This is a genomic window from Oceanobacillus sp. FSL K6-0118, from assembly GCF_038006665.1.
In the GTDB taxonomy this organism is placed as follows: Bacteria; Bacillota; Bacilli; order Bacillales; family Amphibacillaceae; genus Oceanobacillus; species Oceanobacillus caeni.
The window spans coordinates 405,637-419,562 of the sequence record NZ_JBBOVR010000001.1 but is presented as its reverse complement, the minus strand read 5'-3'; the positions used below and the strand labels follow the sequence as shown (position 1 = coordinate 419,562).

The following is a 13,926-nucleotide window of genomic DNA, read 5'->3' as shown; positions in this document are numbered from 1 at the left end:
TTTAGATATATTCTTTATCTTTTAAATAAGTAAGTATGACTTCGACAGATTCTTCAATGCTTAATTTCGTTGTATCTAGCGTTATTTCGGGTTCACGAGGCGCTTCATATGGAGCATCGATACCCGTAAAATTTTTTATTTCTCCCAATCTCGCTTTTTTATAAAGTCCCTTTGGATCACGTTTTTCGCATGCTTCCAAACTTGCTTTTACATAAATTTCGATGAATTCATCGGTCTCAACTAGTTCACGTACTTGATCACGATCTTTGTGATAAGGGGAAATGAAAGCTGTTAATGTAAACAGCCCTGCATCAACCATTAATTTTGACACTTCTCCGATTCTACGTATGTTTTCCGTTCGGTCTTCTGAACTAAATCCTAAATTTTTATTTAAACCATGACGAACATTATCACCGTCAAGGCGATAGGTGTGAATCCCCTTTTTATGCAATGCTGTTTCCAACTTCACTGAAATCGCGGACTTTCCCGAACCAGATAATCCTGTAAACCAGAGAATAGCACTCTTGTGGCCATTTAAATTCCTGCGATCTTCCTTTGTTACTTCTGATTCATGCCAAACAATATTGGTTGACTTTGTCATTATATTTTCCCTCCTAAAACCAAACGTGATAAATAACAGTTACCGCTGTAATCATCACTAATATACTTAGTGGTGTGCCTACTTTTACATAGTCACTAAATTTATAACCACCTGGGCCATAAACGATTAAATTGGTTTGATAGCCGATTGGTGTAATAAAACTTGCTGAAGCCGCAATCGCGATCAATACTGCAACTCCCATTGGATTAAGTTCTAAAGATTGAGCCATTTCTAAACCAATCGGCAACATTAGAATCGCAGCAGCACTGTTTGTAAGAAATTCAGTAAAAATGTTCGTCAAAATATACAACACGATTAAAACTACTATGATTCCAGATGATGCACTTACTACCAGTAAACCTGACGCTATCCATTCTGCTAACCCTGTTTTTGTCATTGCTACGCCAATTCCGAATGAACTTGCGATTACTAGTAATACATCAAATTGTATATATTTCTTCGCTTCTTCCGCATGTATCATTTTTGTAATGAACAAGATAACCACTGCCAATGCCATTGCTTTAACCATGGACAACCAGCCAATCGATACAACTATAATCATTCCAATGAAAAGCGTAATGGAAAACCAATCTCTCCAAGCATCTTGATTCAGAGTTTTCGGCGGATCTAATTGGGAAACAACGTAAAAATCATTTGCTTGTTGATACTTCTCTACAAAATCCATGCCCGCTAATAACAATAAGGAATCCCCCGGTTTCAAAATAACGTCCCCAACCTTCCCTTGAATTCGTTCATTATTCCGATGGATCGCAATCACCCCCGCATCGTAGCGCGAACGGAACTGCGACTGTTTAATGGACTTAGATAAAAGCACGGACTGATGGGAAACAACTGCTTCGATTAAACTTGTTTTACCATTTTTAAGGTCATCAAGTTCCAGATCCGTGCCCGTTCTTAGCTTTAAGCCATGGATTTTTTGCAACTCGGCGATTGTAGCTATCTCCCCCGCAAAGATCAAGCGGTCGCCAGCCTGAATAATGGTTGAATTTCGAACCGGAGAAACACGTTCATTTCGACGAATAATTTCAATTAAATATAATCCATCTAAGTTACGTAATCCTGCTTTCATAACACTTTGATTCACATGTGGAAAGAAATCCTCTACTTCCATTTCCGCAATATACGACTTCACATCTTCCTTCACTTGTTGGCGAAATCCTTTATGATCAGGTAACAACTTTTTCCCTATTGTGAATAAATAAAGAAAACCGACCAGTGTTATTGGAATTCCAATCACTGTTAGTGTAAATAATGAAAATCCCTCCAAACCATAATCAAGTAACATCCCATGAACGACAAGGTTTGTAGAAGTTCCCATGAGTGTAATGGTTCCACCTAAAATCGTGACATAAGATAATGGAATCAGGAATTTCGATGGTGAAAACCCGTGCTCCTCACACCAATTTTTTATAATCGGTGTAAATGTGACTGCAATAGGTGTGTTATTAAGGAATGCAGAAAACATCGCAATAGGTACAAAAAAACGCATCATCGCATCTGTTTGTGTACGACTATTTTTCAACCAATATTTCATCACTCGGTCAATAACGCCACTTTTTTGTACTGCACCGGCAACAATAAATAAAAGAGCAACTGTAAGCATTCCTTCATTAGATAAGCCACTGAATGCTTCTTCTGGAGTCAAAATCCCGGTAATTAATAAGATAATTAAAACTGAAAAAATGATCATTCCCGGTTGCGCTACTTCTAATAACAAGCACACGAGCATCCCGATAATCAAAACAAGTACGGCAATCATTTCCAAAGACATCGTTTCCCCCCTTTCTGTGTTCGATTGATTTTAAACGACAAAAAAGGCACCTTTTTAATCGGGTCACATAACCGATTAGAAAGATGCCTTTAGTTGACTAATAAGCATTTATATTATTCATCTGGAAATTTAAATCAATTCTATATTATCCGAATTCTTCTGTCAATAGAATTCGGTGATTTATTTTTATTAATCTTATAAGTTTACTTGTAATAATTACAGAAAACCATATCCAGAAGGAAACCGTCCGCAATACTCATACATCGTTTAGGGTAAGGAGAGAAAATGTTTAATACCCGAACAATTATTAAATTTATGTTTACAATCGCAACTGAGAGTTATTGAAGCGTTACAAAGATGTAAAAAGAGGATTTCTATAACCTTTTTTATGACATATGCAGAAGATGTCAATATAAAAGTTATAATTTGTTTAGAATCTGATAAGAGTTTTTAAACGATTTATAAGAAGAACGTCGTTGAATTATATAAACTTAAAGTTGAAGGGCCAATTAAAAATATGAGTATAAGAAAAGGAGAAGGAAAAATTTGAGAATGTGTTTTATAAAGTTTAAAAAAGTATTATAATAAAAATTATGTAGATACTATAGAGTGGAAAAGCAAGAATTTTGGTAATATCAATTAAGAGTGATTGGATTAATTAAAGTGGGTCAGGGTATTGAATTAATCAGTTAATTTGAACGGAGTAGGCTGTTTGAAAATTTAAGTAAAGATATTGTCACAATAGAGCAACTCTCATTAATCTATGTATATATGGTTATTTCAGATATGGTATATCACTACTTAAATTTATTGCTCATTGACAATAATGATAAACAGAACGATTCATTTCTTGAAAGTGATCATTATATCGATTCCCAGTTTACTTATGTTTCATTGGACACTCTTCTAGATTTAATTGTAGGAACTTAACCGAAGAGTGTCCATGAAACTTTACTATATAAGTTGTGATAATATTCCACCTAAAAGATAGGTTAACGTGTATAAAATAATGTTAACTTTTATATAAAGTAATAATAATGAAACAATAAAGAAAAGGATAAAGAAATAATTGCACCATTTCATATAAATTAGAACGTACTTAATAACGTCAATAAATGTGATAGCATTAATATTTACTTTTTTATCTACCATAATCTTTTACTTTACATTTTCTCTTTTCTTTTTACTATCCATATAGACCTTAGTTAAAATTAAATAGAAAAACCAAAAAAAGATAATCGTTAAAATAATAGGTGTTAAATTATCGGTATTCACCCCTAAAGTTGTATATAAATCCCAGCCGTCGGCATTTTCCTCGACTTTTACAAATAACGAATTGAAAAATGAGGTTGTATATCCAACTTCATCATGAGTAAACATCAGCTTGATCAAACTAATTACTAAGATTATTACCGTACTTATCACAGCTGACACTAGAGTTCCAATGATAATATTAACTATCTTCATGTAAAAACTCCTCCTTTAGTGTTTTTAATCCCAAACAACTTATGTATATAACGAAAATATATAAAATCATCATTAATATGCTATTGTACAGTTTTGAAAAATTTAGGAATTGTAATATTAATGATATAAATCCTGAAATTATTACGATTATTAAAAATCCAATAAAAGGTGAGAATGGATTGTCCTTTTTTGCCGGGAATAGAATTCCAATCAAAGTTGATAGTATAATTATTAAAAGTAATTGACCAAAAATAATTAGAGTATCATAAAGATTAACGTTACCTTTATTTATAATAAGCCCTAATATCAATATTGGTAATGAAGTTATTAATATGTATAGATACTGACTGATAATTAGATTAATATAATCTTTAATTGCACTATAGTTAAATCTATAGTAATTTATTCTAATTGAATCAGTTTGAGTATAAATATATAGTCCTGATGTAGTAACTAAAAACATGGCATATAACGGATTCAATATATCTAGAATAAGCAAAGAAATCGATAAAAAATATGCAATTATAAGAGTTGTTATATTTTCCACTCTTCTCGATATTTGTAAAATATACAAATTAAACATAGTTAGTCTAAGTTTAGTAGGCTTTTTAATTTTTAAATATAGATTATCTTCTGATCCGAAATTATTAGGAATATAAAGAATGATCATTAATAGTACAAAAATGATTATTACAAAAATTAAGGATGTAACAATAAATCCATAATTACTATACAATTCTATGTAAAATTGAGACCAATGATTAAATTCACCAGTTTTATAATTTATAATATTTATAGATTGCATTATATCTAGATATAATATTGCCAACATAACAATAAAACCTAGAATTGAAACGAGTGCACTTACTTTTTCTAATTTAATTAAATTTAATACGTATATGATTATGGAATTAATCAGTTGTAATAATAAATACCCTGTTAAACTCGTAAAGAAAATTGTGCAAATTAGTAAAGGAATGTAATGAAAGTTAGTGCGTAATACTACTGCAATAATAACGGCGATACTAATTAGAAAAATAATAGTTAAAGACATAAGCAATTCAAAAATAATAAATGAACTATTTCTTTCATTATGTGTAATTGGCAACTGATTTGTTATTTTTAAGAAATCCCCTTTTTTCAAGAAAATAATTCTAGTAAAAACGAATATAATCATCGTCCAAACGATAATATTTACACCTTGCATTTTAATAATAAAATATATAAAGTTAATTTGTTCGGAAACATCGGTGTCATCTAAAAAATTATATAGAAAAACTGTGGTTACCGTAATAGTTACTATTGTAGCAATAAAGATGAAAGCTTTAAATATTTTCTCTTTTAATATACCCACACTTAGAATTCTTCTTAAAATAAATAGGAAATATAGCTTTTGTAAATTAAAAATATTTTTCAATTTCATTTTTCATGCCCTCATAATCTATAAGCTCTTTAAAAACATTTGTTAAATTAGAACCAGTCTTGAGAATGTTTTCAATAAGATCATCTATGTATATTACACCATTATTAATGAGTAACACCCTATATCCTATCTCTTCAACTAATTCTAAATCATGGGTACACATTATTATGGAACCACCACGTCGTTTGTATTGTTCAAATAATAGTTTGGTTGCTTCTTTTGCTTCCACATCTATACCATTCAATGTTTCATCTATAATAATAATTTTATTGTTAATCATAAATGCACTAACTAATTGAATCTTTTTCCTCATTCCATGAGAGTAACCTTCTATCAATTGATCTAATTTAGAATCTAAAGAATAATACTCTACTAAGCGAGATAACTTTTCTTTATCCAATGGTGTATCATAAAAATCACATATCATTTCTATATATTCTTTACCTGTTAAAAAATCCGGTAAAAAATCCTCACTAGATAAATATATAATTTCTTTTTTAACCGATGGATTATCATGGGAAGTTTTATTAATGGAAATAGACCCTTCTTGAATTTTAAGTAAATCTACTATTAACTTAATAAGCGTTGTTTTTCCACTTCCATTAGGGCCAGCAATTGTTAATAGTTCTCCTTTATTTAAATTAAAACTTACGTTGTTTAGAACCGTATTTTTTTTGTCATAAGAATAAACAATGTTATGAATGTTAAGCATATATTCCTCCTATAAGATTAATTATAAATACCTGAATTATTCATAGAAAACTTTTGATAAATTTTGAATGCCTATCTATCAAGCATTTCAACCGAATTGATCATGCATCAAATAAATGAAAAAAGAATCCATTTCTGTTAAAGTTAAATCACGACAAAATAACCACAGAAAGGATTCTTATAATGGCTACTTTACCGCAATTAACGTTAGATTTCAATCGTCAAATTAAAATGAATAATTCAGGATTAAATATATTTATAAAAAATTCATTTGATATAAGACCTGCATCAGAAAAAAGAAAATGCCTTTGATAATAGTGAATTAAATAGTAGCTAAGCATAATCATACCTATGCCAATCCTCGCTAGACTCGGCCCAATAAGAAATCTTTCTTTTGAGATAAAATCTATATACTTATTTATTATTCTCACTAGTTTACCTCCTCTATTAACAACTATAGAACTGGTACGGTTTGTGAATATTCTTGCCACCCTAAATCCATATATTTAGTATCCGGCTTGTAGTTAGGGTTGTTGCGTTCTGAATAAGGAACTGGATCCCTAAACGATAATCGAACTTGAATCATTTCAATATCTTCATTAGGAAGATAATAATTAGCAACGGAACTACCAAATCTATTAATTAATTCAACCCCTTGTTCCGTTGTTAGCTCCTCATGTTCCTTAAATATATCTTCAACTAAGTTATCATCTGATCTTTTTTCTTCTGTTTTTTTATTATACTCAACGTAGATTTCGGATGTTGGATATAGTGACGACACTAATCCGCTAGTTATTCTAGCCATTCGATTTGTTGGACTAATAAAATTTTCATTATTATTTGAAATAAATATTTCTGTACCATTAATCCATTCCGTTTCTACACTTTTTCCTTCCTCATTCTTATACTTATTTAAGTTTACCTAAAAATAAAGATTGACTTCCAACAAAAAACAGGCATTGAAAAGTTCAACCTAATAAATGGACTTTTCGATGCCTATTTTAGTCTTTTTTAATCAAAATGTACGTAATTTATTGGAAATTAAAAAGAAAAAGCCTACCTAAATATGCTAAAATTTTATTTGGACAAAACAAAATATACAGCATAAAAAGGAGTCTTTTTCTATGACCAATTATAACACATTTAGCCAGGCAATTTACACTACTAAACGTTCCATTTATGATTTTTCTTCAAAATTGACAGAAGGAATGCAAAAACCCAATAAAAACTTTATCCTAGATATTTTATTTGGCATGGCAAAAAGCAAATCTGTTTTGCTTTCCAACATTGCACGCACTCTAGAAGAGCCCATCGATACGATACAAACCGTCAAGCGACTTTCCAATCGTATGGATGAGTTTCATGAAACAACCGAGCTGTTGGAGAACTATGAAGAACTAATAAAACCTTTCCTGCAAGAAGAAGATAATCTGATTCTGGTAGATAACTCTGAGATTGTGAAACCCACCGCCTGTAAAATGGAAGCTCTTGGGCAAGTGAGAGATGGTTCGACAGGGAAAATTGGCAATGGATACTGGACAACCAATATGATTGCCGTGGCTCCGAGGACAAAGCATCCGATTTCAGTTTATTCTCATTTATACTCATCTGCTGAAAAGGGATTTATCAGCGAGAATGATGAAACATACAAGGGCTTGGATTACGTAGATCAGCTTTTAGGCGAGAAGAAAGCAACCTTCGTCATGGACCGTGGGTATGACAATATAGAAGTCATGAAAAAAATCCTCAAGCAGGAGAATAACTTTATCATTCGGTTGAAGAAAAATCGAAATTTATTGTATCAGAATAAAAAGTTCTCCGTACATGATTTGGCAATCAGAAGAAAAGGGAAAATCAATTTTCGTTCTGAAATAAAGGGAACCGTCTATGATTTGAAAGTCTCTCATCTTACTGTAGAAATCCCCTCGCTTAAGGGAAAAAAGTTCACGATGATTGTTGTGTATGGATATGGCAAAGAGCCGATGGTGCTGCTTACAAATAAGCGAATCCAGAAAAAAGCAGAGGTAATTTCTGTTTTAAAAGCCTATATTACTAGATGGCGTATCGAAGAAATGTTTCGCGTGCAAAAGCAAGAATTTGAATTAGAGAATATTCGAGTTCGTACCTTGCCCAGACTGAAGAGAATGTTTTTACTCTTGTCCATCATGGTTACGTTTATGACACTGAAAATAGAAAAGCAAAATGGATTTTTTCATAGTGTGATTGAACGGGCAAAGGGCATAAAGGCAAAGGATCAAATTAAGATGTTTCTATATCGTTTTTCGGCGGGAATGGAAGCCATACTGAAAAAAGATGCTTATGGGATTCGACATTTTAAATACATAGAAAAGCCAAAAGATTCACGACAACTAACATTTCAACTTTAGACCAATTAATTGAATAGTCAGAATAGACATACTGCGTAGTATGTTTATTTGTATTGGAAAAAACTTGCTTCTTCATTGAAACTGCAAAAAGTTTTCCCTAAAGAATCTCAATATGACGAAAACATGTTCTTATAGGGGAAAAAAAGGTAAACTTAAATATACTTAGCCTTGACAAGTATTTCATTATCTTTAACTAAAGGATCTGGTGCAAATAAATGCCAATTCTGTGAAAAAAGAGGTTGTGTATAACTATCAATAAAACCTCTATGTTTTAAACTTAACGGGTTAGTAGGTATTACGTGTAAAATAATTATCGAAAAGTGAAAAACGGTAAATAGAATTAAAGATACAGAAATACCGAATAAAATGAACGTTTTTGCATTCTTATTTTTATCCAAAATTTTACACTTCCTTATCTTCAATAATATTAGTAATTTTACGGATATACGTACCATCTTCCATTATTTTTTTTATAAATGGATAAAAATTTCTATTTACAATTTTTCTTTCATACCAATTTAGGTTGTTCAAAACAACAACCACACTTATCTTTCTACTTAATTGATCTTCATAAAATAATGAAATACTTTTACTTCTCTCTGTGTTCCCCTCCTTGTATAAAAGTGTGTTATTACCAAATTTGGATCTGTTTAGTACCTTTTTTAAGTAAGCAACATTCTTAATTTGATCCCCCCTAATTTTCTCCATAAGCACAGCTAATTCTGATGCTGTACCCTTCGGAAGTCTGTCTTCCCATAAACGATTTGTTTTTTTATTATGTAAGTCAAAATCATATTTAATCCTTGTATCATTATTAATTTCTTCTAAGACTGTCTGGGACATCCTTTGATACTCTTGATCATTCATTTTCTTTATTTCTTCATATACTTTATTATTGTTGTATCCTTCTTTTGATAAATACCTATGTGTAAAATAGTTCTCGGGGATTTGAAACAAAATTCTAGAAAAAAAAGAAAAGGCGCTCTATCATAAATGTATGCTGACCGGCAAATACATTTGAAAGAGGCCTTTTCATGAATACAATTATATCAAAAATCAGCGAATTATTAAAGGATACAAATGATTTAATTGACTTTGAGGAACATGTTCAAATTTATGTATATGATCTCCTTACTAAACTGATGGGGAGCGTATTTACACAACTTAATCAAACGATAAAAAGAAGAATGCAAAGTAAGGGTTGGACGGTTGAACGAGAAGATGAAAAGACAATTCAGTTTATCTTTGGGGCAGTTCGTTTTACGCATACATTAATGCACGATATCAATGGGAAAGCGCATTATCCTTTTGATGAGTGGGTTGGATTTAGAAAATATCAGCGACATAGTCCTTTAGTTGAAGTAAAAGTGGCGGAGTTGGCTAGTGAGAGTACGTACCGAGAAACTGCACGCATATTAAGTGAATGGACTGCCGTGAATCTTAGTCATACGACAGTGGGAAGTATGGTGAAGCGTGTAGGAAAAGCACAAGCGCAAGCTGATGAAGAATTGTTAGCTGAATTAGAGGAAGCTGCCTATTTACCAAAGGGGAAAGAATTGGAATTTTTATTTGCCGAGGCAGATGGTGTATTTGTGCGTGGAACAAAGAAAAAGACAAGTCATGAAGTCCATCATGCGATCATTCATGAAGGTTGGAGTAAAAATGGGAAGCGTATTTCCCTAAAGAATCCACAGGTCATCATGACAACCAAACCAACGAATGATTTTTGGAAAGAAGTCCAGGCGTATACAGCTAATCATTATTCCTTAGAAAACACTCAAGTTGTCACCAATAGTGATGGTGGTCCCGGTTATACGGCAGAACGTTTTCAAGAGGCTTTCTCACAGTCTAGTTATCCTGTTTTAAATCAATTGGATTCCTTTCACATTTCTAAAGCACTGAATCGAACTTTTGGAGTTAAAAAGAGCGAGTTTAAAGAAGGTGTACAAAAGGCAATCAAAGAACACGAACTGGATGATTTCATACGTTGGATGGATACATTGGAGAGCACTTTAGAAACGGATAAGCAGTTAGAAAAGGCCGAGGATTTTCGTAGATATATTGGCGGTAATTGGGATCGAATTTTTGATTGGAGAGAAAAAGTTGAGAATCCACCAAAAGAGGCAAGGGGCATGGGTGCAATGGAATCCAACCAACGACATATTTCATTCCGAATGAAAAAGCGTGGAATGCATTGGAGTTTAGAAGGTAGTGAGGCAATGGTGAAGATCAAACAAGGGATTCTAAATAAAACATTACGATCCGTCTATTTGAGAGACCAAAGGCGAAGTGTAAGAAAACAACGAGACGTGAAAAAAGTGGTTCGTATGACTGAATTTCTACGCCAGGAAACCCAGCCGTCAATTGGAGCAAAACAAGGTAAAATAAGCCTAAATACAGCTCATTCATCAGCTATTGGACAGTTAATAAAAAGTTTTAGATAACACCCTGATTTTTAGGTAAGGTTCTTGGTTTTTAGAACGTTACCTAAAAATTGGGGACAGCAAGCGACAAGGGTCGCGCGGTAGCCGAAAAAGTGTACAAAAATAGAGTGCCGGAAATATTGGTGTGAAAGACACACCGAGAAAAACTTGACGCATACGATAAATACTCAGGGATTAACAACGCTCCTGTAAAGGAATATAATGGTTCTTGTCTAGTCAAACCAAGTTCATGTTTAATCGTGTGGTTTATATTTTCTATCCCTAATAATCTAATGAGAAAATCCGTATTGGCATTTGAACTAAAGATCATCATGCCCCGCATTACTTCTTCTAATGTAAATTCTTCTAATTTCTGTCCTTTGTTTTTGTTTACGTCATCTAACCACTTCCTACGTGCCCCTCCATCAGTTTCCTCAACATAAAACCGATTTAATGTTTTAGATTTCACTAATTCATTAGGATCTACAATTCCCTTTTCAACCTGATCTGCGAATTCTATTGCAATAAACCATTTTACTATACTGGCGATATTAAGAGGATCATCCCCATCCTTGTTTAACACCTCTTTACCATTTTCAAAGATTACAATGGAACTCTCATCAGATTTAATAATTTGTTGTAAAATCTTATCTTCATTAATTTTAATTACATTTAAATAATAAATTATTCCAATTATAATTAGTATAATACCAGTAATAGTTGTAACCCTTTTCATCCTTATCCCTCATTTTATTACAATATTAACATAATAGGGTAATTTTTTTGTAAAGTAAATTAAATTTTTACAAAAATACGATATATATATCGCTTATTAATCTACTAGATAACACTTCCACTAAATAAGATTTGGTATATACGTATTAACCTTTTTGTATTAACTTAATTTTGAGACTTAATATAATATATTGACATTAATTGAAACATTATTTAATATTACAGTTGTTAGGGGGGAGAAAACGATGAAAAAGGGGAAAAAAGCTGTAACATTGTCGTTAGCAAGTTTACTAGCATTTAGCGTTTTTACTACTTCAGTAAGTGCTAGTGTCAGTTCTTCAGATGTAGACAGAATACCTGAAACTGTTTCGGTTACTGAATCTGAAGTTGGTACAGTAGAGCCTCAAAATCTTCCTGCTGTGGCTCGTGGGCTTGCTAAGGCAGGTAAGGAAGCGTGGAATTGGTATAAAAAATACCAAGAAGGAACAACACCATACTTAGGTTCAGACCAGAATTTGTCAGATACATCTATCCACGATGAAGTAACTGAAGACTTAGAAGTTATTTTTGACTAATACCAAATAAAAGATTCCTGTCAAATGGGTGATGGAATTTCCATCACCCATTCTGTCTTTCCTTATTATAAATAACTCTGAAAAACACAGTGGTATAAAATTATTTTTGATTATTTACAGTTCAACCAAATACTTTCTAAATTTTTTAAAACATCATTTCTGTATGTAATATCCTCAATTATTTTTTTATTAAACTCCATTAAACTTAAATTAGATTTTTTTCTACCAGTATTATTTATAAAGACACCTAATAAATAGTTATTGTCTTCTTTATCCTCTAAATACATAAGCGAATTGATTATATTTATTGTACTCCCCCCTTTATATGCTACATATTTGTAGGGGGATTCCTTTCGTAAAATACCACTAAATAATTCTTTATGATGCTTGTTCTTTAAAAGTTCTTTAAAGACGCAAACGTAGTCAACCAATCGTCCTCTTATAAATTTATTTGATTGTATTTCTTGTATTCTTAGCGCTGAGGCTCTAAAAATATTATATGTATTTATGAACTTTTTTTCTTGATCTGCTCCAATTTTTTTGTGAATTTCCATACTTAAATTTATATATTCTTCTTCCGATATTTGATTTAACTTATCAATGGCTTTTCTTACCGATAGTTTTTCTTTTTTAATTAAAAATCCTGGTATTAATCCTGCAGAGGAAAAGGGATAGATAAAATCGTGACTTTTTATGTTAAAAGATTTTAGTTTATTGTTTACATTTTGAACTCCTAATCTTTGCAAAAGATATTCAGAGTTTGCGTTTGAGCTAAATTTTATCATTCCTTGACATATATTCATTAATGTAGGTGTTTTAGTAAGTGTTTTTTTCCACATAGCATGGGCTCCTCCATCGCTATGTGGAATATAATATCTATCTATAATATCTAGCCCTACTTCTTCATCTTTATCAAGTTCCCCCCTTGAAACTTGATCTATAAATTCAGATGCTATGATAATTTTTACTATACTTGCTAAAGGTAGAAGTGTTTCCTCTCTGTATTTTACTATCAACTCCCCGTTTCGCTCCAACATAATAGAAGAATTGTTAAAATTATTTATCAATAAATCAACTACTTTTTCCGATGCAGGTTTTCTTTTTAATAATTTCAATTCAATTCATTCCTCCCCATAGAAATTAAACAGCTCAAATAGTTCTTGTATTCTTCAAATTTCCAAAACAAATTCGTCTTTTCAAAGAAACGTTTGTTACCCCAGAATACAGAACATTCTATCATATCTTAATCAATACCAACAATCTAACCGAATAATATTGGATTCATATTCAGACACTTCTTAGATTTTGATGCCCCTATTAGGTATCCACCAAATTTGAACCTCACAGTAGAGCATCTAAAAAAATAATTAATGTTTATATAGAAGTTTCCCATAACTAACTTTTATAATCTCCTGGACAATTAAAAAGAAGGGAATTTACTTCCTTTTAAATATACCCTCTTTCTTTCAAACTAATAAAACCGTTATCACTATAAAATTGATCTAAAAAATGGACACCCAAAATGGAGAGTTTTATACTATAGTCATTGTCTTTTTAGGAGTGTTTAAAAATCGGTAAACATTATGATAAGTCATTTAAGATCAATGCAGCTAAACAAGTAGTAAATGAAAATAGGAAAATTGTAGATGTAGCCAAAGAACTGGATTTAGTACCTCAAACGTTACATAAATGGGTAAATGCTTATAAAGAGAACAGAGAAAATGCCTTTGTAGGGAGTGGAAATAATCGCATAACGCAAAAAATTTTATCCGAAAAAGAGAAGTATATTCGAGACCTTGAGGAATAAAATGC

The 13,926-nt window shown here is 31.7% G+C and carries 13 protein-coding genes and 1 pseudogene; 4 read left to right on the top strand and 10 right to left on the bottom strand.

Annotation, left to right across the window (positions count from 1 at the left end; genetic code table 11):
• Position 1 precedes the first annotated feature (1 nt).
• From cysC to MHI02_RS02130, 6 genes and pseudogenes are all read right to left on the bottom strand, one after another.
• Positions 2-601, bottom strand: a complete 600-nt coding sequence (cysC, locus tag MHI02_RS02155) for an adenylyl-sulfate kinase (RefSeq protein WP_341165608.1) — start codon at positions 599-601, stop codon at positions 2-4.
• 13 nt (positions 602-614) lie between these two features.
• Positions 615-2,393, bottom strand: coding sequence for an SLC13 family permease (locus MHI02_RS02150; RefSeq protein WP_341165607.1), 1,779 nt, complete (start codon positions 2,391-2,393; stop codon positions 615-617).
• 1,158 nt (positions 2,394-3,551) lie between these two features.
• Positions 3,552-3,860 (bottom strand): hypothetical protein, encoded by a 309-nt coding sequence (locus MHI02_RS02145; RefSeq protein WP_047186626.1) that lies wholly within the window; start codon positions 3,858-3,860, stop codon positions 3,552-3,554.
• Positions 3,847-5,283 (bottom strand): hypothetical protein, encoded by a 1,437-nt coding sequence (locus MHI02_RS02140; RefSeq protein WP_047186627.1) that lies wholly within the window; start codon positions 5,281-5,283, stop codon positions 3,847-3,849. The genes MHI02_RS02145 and MHI02_RS02140 overlap by 14 nt, the downstream gene beginning before the upstream one ends.
• Complete coding sequence (locus tag MHI02_RS02135) at positions 5,261-5,995, bottom strand: ABC transporter ATP-binding protein (RefSeq protein WP_047186628.1); 735 nt, start codon at positions 5,993-5,995, stop codon at positions 5,261-5,263. Before MHI02_RS02135 ends, MHI02_RS02140 begins: the two co-directional genes overlap by 23 nt.
• Positions 5,996-6,448: 453 nt before the next feature.
• Positions 6,449-6,889 (bottom strand): annotated as a pseudogene (locus tag MHI02_RS02130) (DUF5819 family protein); the annotation flags it as partial.
• A gap of 229 nt (positions 6,890-7,118) precedes the next feature.
• On the opposite strand from MHI02_RS02130, the gene MHI02_RS02125 reads away from it, so the two are divergent.
• On the top strand, positions 7,119-8,381 hold the full coding sequence (locus MHI02_RS02125; RefSeq protein WP_052771644.1) for a transposase: 1,263 nt from the start codon (positions 7,119-7,121) through the stop codon (positions 8,379-8,381).
• A 152-nt stretch (positions 8,382-8,533) separates the two neighbouring features.
• Here the strand turns inward: MHI02_RS02125 and MHI02_RS18510 are convergent, their stop codons facing one another.
• The gene (locus MHI02_RS18510) at positions 8,534-8,836 is read right to left on the bottom strand and encodes a DUF5819 family protein (RefSeq protein ID WP_379588867.1); all 303 of its coding nucleotides are present in this window, start codon (positions 8,834-8,836) and stop codon (positions 8,534-8,536) included.
• A complete protein-coding gene (locus MHI02_RS02120) occupies positions 8,784-9,224 on the bottom strand; it encodes a hypothetical protein (protein ID WP_047184485.1) in 441 nt (146 codons plus the stop codon). Before MHI02_RS02120 ends, MHI02_RS18510 begins: the two co-directional genes overlap by 53 nt.
• Positions 9,225-9,415: 191 nt before the next feature.
• Here MHI02_RS02120 and MHI02_RS02115 point away from each other — a divergent pair, with 191 nt between their 5' ends.
• Positions 9,416-10,825 (top strand): ISLre2 family transposase, encoded by a 1,410-nt coding sequence (locus tag MHI02_RS02115; protein ID WP_341165606.1) that lies wholly within the window; start codon positions 9,416-9,418, stop codon positions 10,823-10,825.
• Between the two features lie 43 nt (positions 10,826-10,868).
• On the opposite strand, the gene MHI02_RS02110 is transcribed toward MHI02_RS02115, so the two are convergent.
• The gene (locus MHI02_RS02110) at positions 10,869-11,540 is read right to left on the bottom strand and encodes a serine hydrolase (RefSeq protein ID WP_111058531.1); all 672 of its coding nucleotides are present in this window, start codon (positions 11,538-11,540) and stop codon (positions 10,869-10,871) included.
• Positions 11,541-11,784: 244 nt separating this feature from the next.
• On the opposite strand from MHI02_RS02110, the gene MHI02_RS02105 reads away from it, so the two are divergent.
• Positions 11,785-12,114 (top strand): hypothetical protein, encoded by a 330-nt coding sequence (locus MHI02_RS02105; RefSeq protein ID WP_060669267.1) that lies wholly within the window; start codon positions 11,785-11,787, stop codon positions 12,112-12,114.
• A 110-nt stretch (positions 12,115-12,224) separates the two neighbouring features.
• Here MHI02_RS02105 and MHI02_RS02100 read toward each other — a convergent pair whose 3' ends face one another.
• Entirely contained in the window at positions 12,225-13,229 is a 1,005-nt protein-coding gene (locus MHI02_RS02100; protein WP_060669268.1) for a serine hydrolase, read from the bottom strand.
• A gap of 455 nt (positions 13,230-13,684) precedes the next feature.
• Here MHI02_RS02100 and MHI02_RS18505 point away from each other — a divergent pair, with 455 nt between their 5' ends.
• On the top strand, positions 13,685-13,921 hold the full coding sequence (locus MHI02_RS18505; RefSeq protein ID WP_083452655.1) for a transposase: 237 nt from the start codon (positions 13,685-13,687) through the stop codon (positions 13,919-13,921).
• Positions 13,922-13,926: the final 5 nt, after the last annotated feature.

Excerpts from the sequence above, each read along its gene's own strand:
- cysC (WP_341165608.1), bottom strand. The coding sequence starts at position 601 with ATGACAAAGTCAACCAATATTGTTTGGCATGAATCAGAAGTAACAAAG.
- MHI02_RS02150 (WP_341165607.1), bottom strand. The coding sequence starts at position 2,393 with ATGTCTTTGGAAATGATTGCCGTACTTGTTTTGATTATCGGGATGCTC.
- MHI02_RS02145 (WP_047186626.1), bottom strand. The coding sequence starts at position 3,860 with ATGAAGATAGTTAATATTATCATTGGAACTCTAGTGTCAGCTGTGATA.
- MHI02_RS02140 (WP_047186627.1), bottom strand. The coding sequence starts at position 5,283 with ATGAAATTGAAAAATATTTTTAATTTACAAAAGCTATATTTCCTATTT.
- MHI02_RS02135 (WP_047186628.1), bottom strand. The coding sequence starts at position 5,995 with ATGCTTAACATTCATAACATTGTTTATTCTTATGACAAAAAAAATACG.
- MHI02_RS02125 (WP_052771644.1), top strand. The coding sequence starts at position 7,119 with ATGACCAATTATAACACATTTAGCCAGGCAATTTACACTACTAAACGT.
- MHI02_RS18510 (WP_379588867.1), bottom strand. The coding sequence starts at position 8,836 with ATGGTACGTATATCCGTAAAATTACTAATATTATTGAAGATAAGGAAG.
- MHI02_RS02120 (WP_047184485.1), bottom strand. The coding sequence starts at position 9,224 with ATGTCCCAGACAGTCTTAGAAGAAATTAATAATGATACAAGGATTAAA.
- MHI02_RS02115 (WP_341165606.1), top strand. The coding sequence starts at position 9,416 with ATGAATACAATTATATCAAAAATCAGCGAATTATTAAAGGATACAAAT.
- MHI02_RS02110 (WP_111058531.1), bottom strand. The coding sequence starts at position 11,540 with ATGAAAAGGGTTACAACTATTACTGGTATTATACTAATTATAATTGGA.
- MHI02_RS02105 (WP_060669267.1), top strand. The coding sequence starts at position 11,785 with ATGAAAAAGGGGAAAAAAGCTGTAACATTGTCGTTAGCAAGTTTACTA.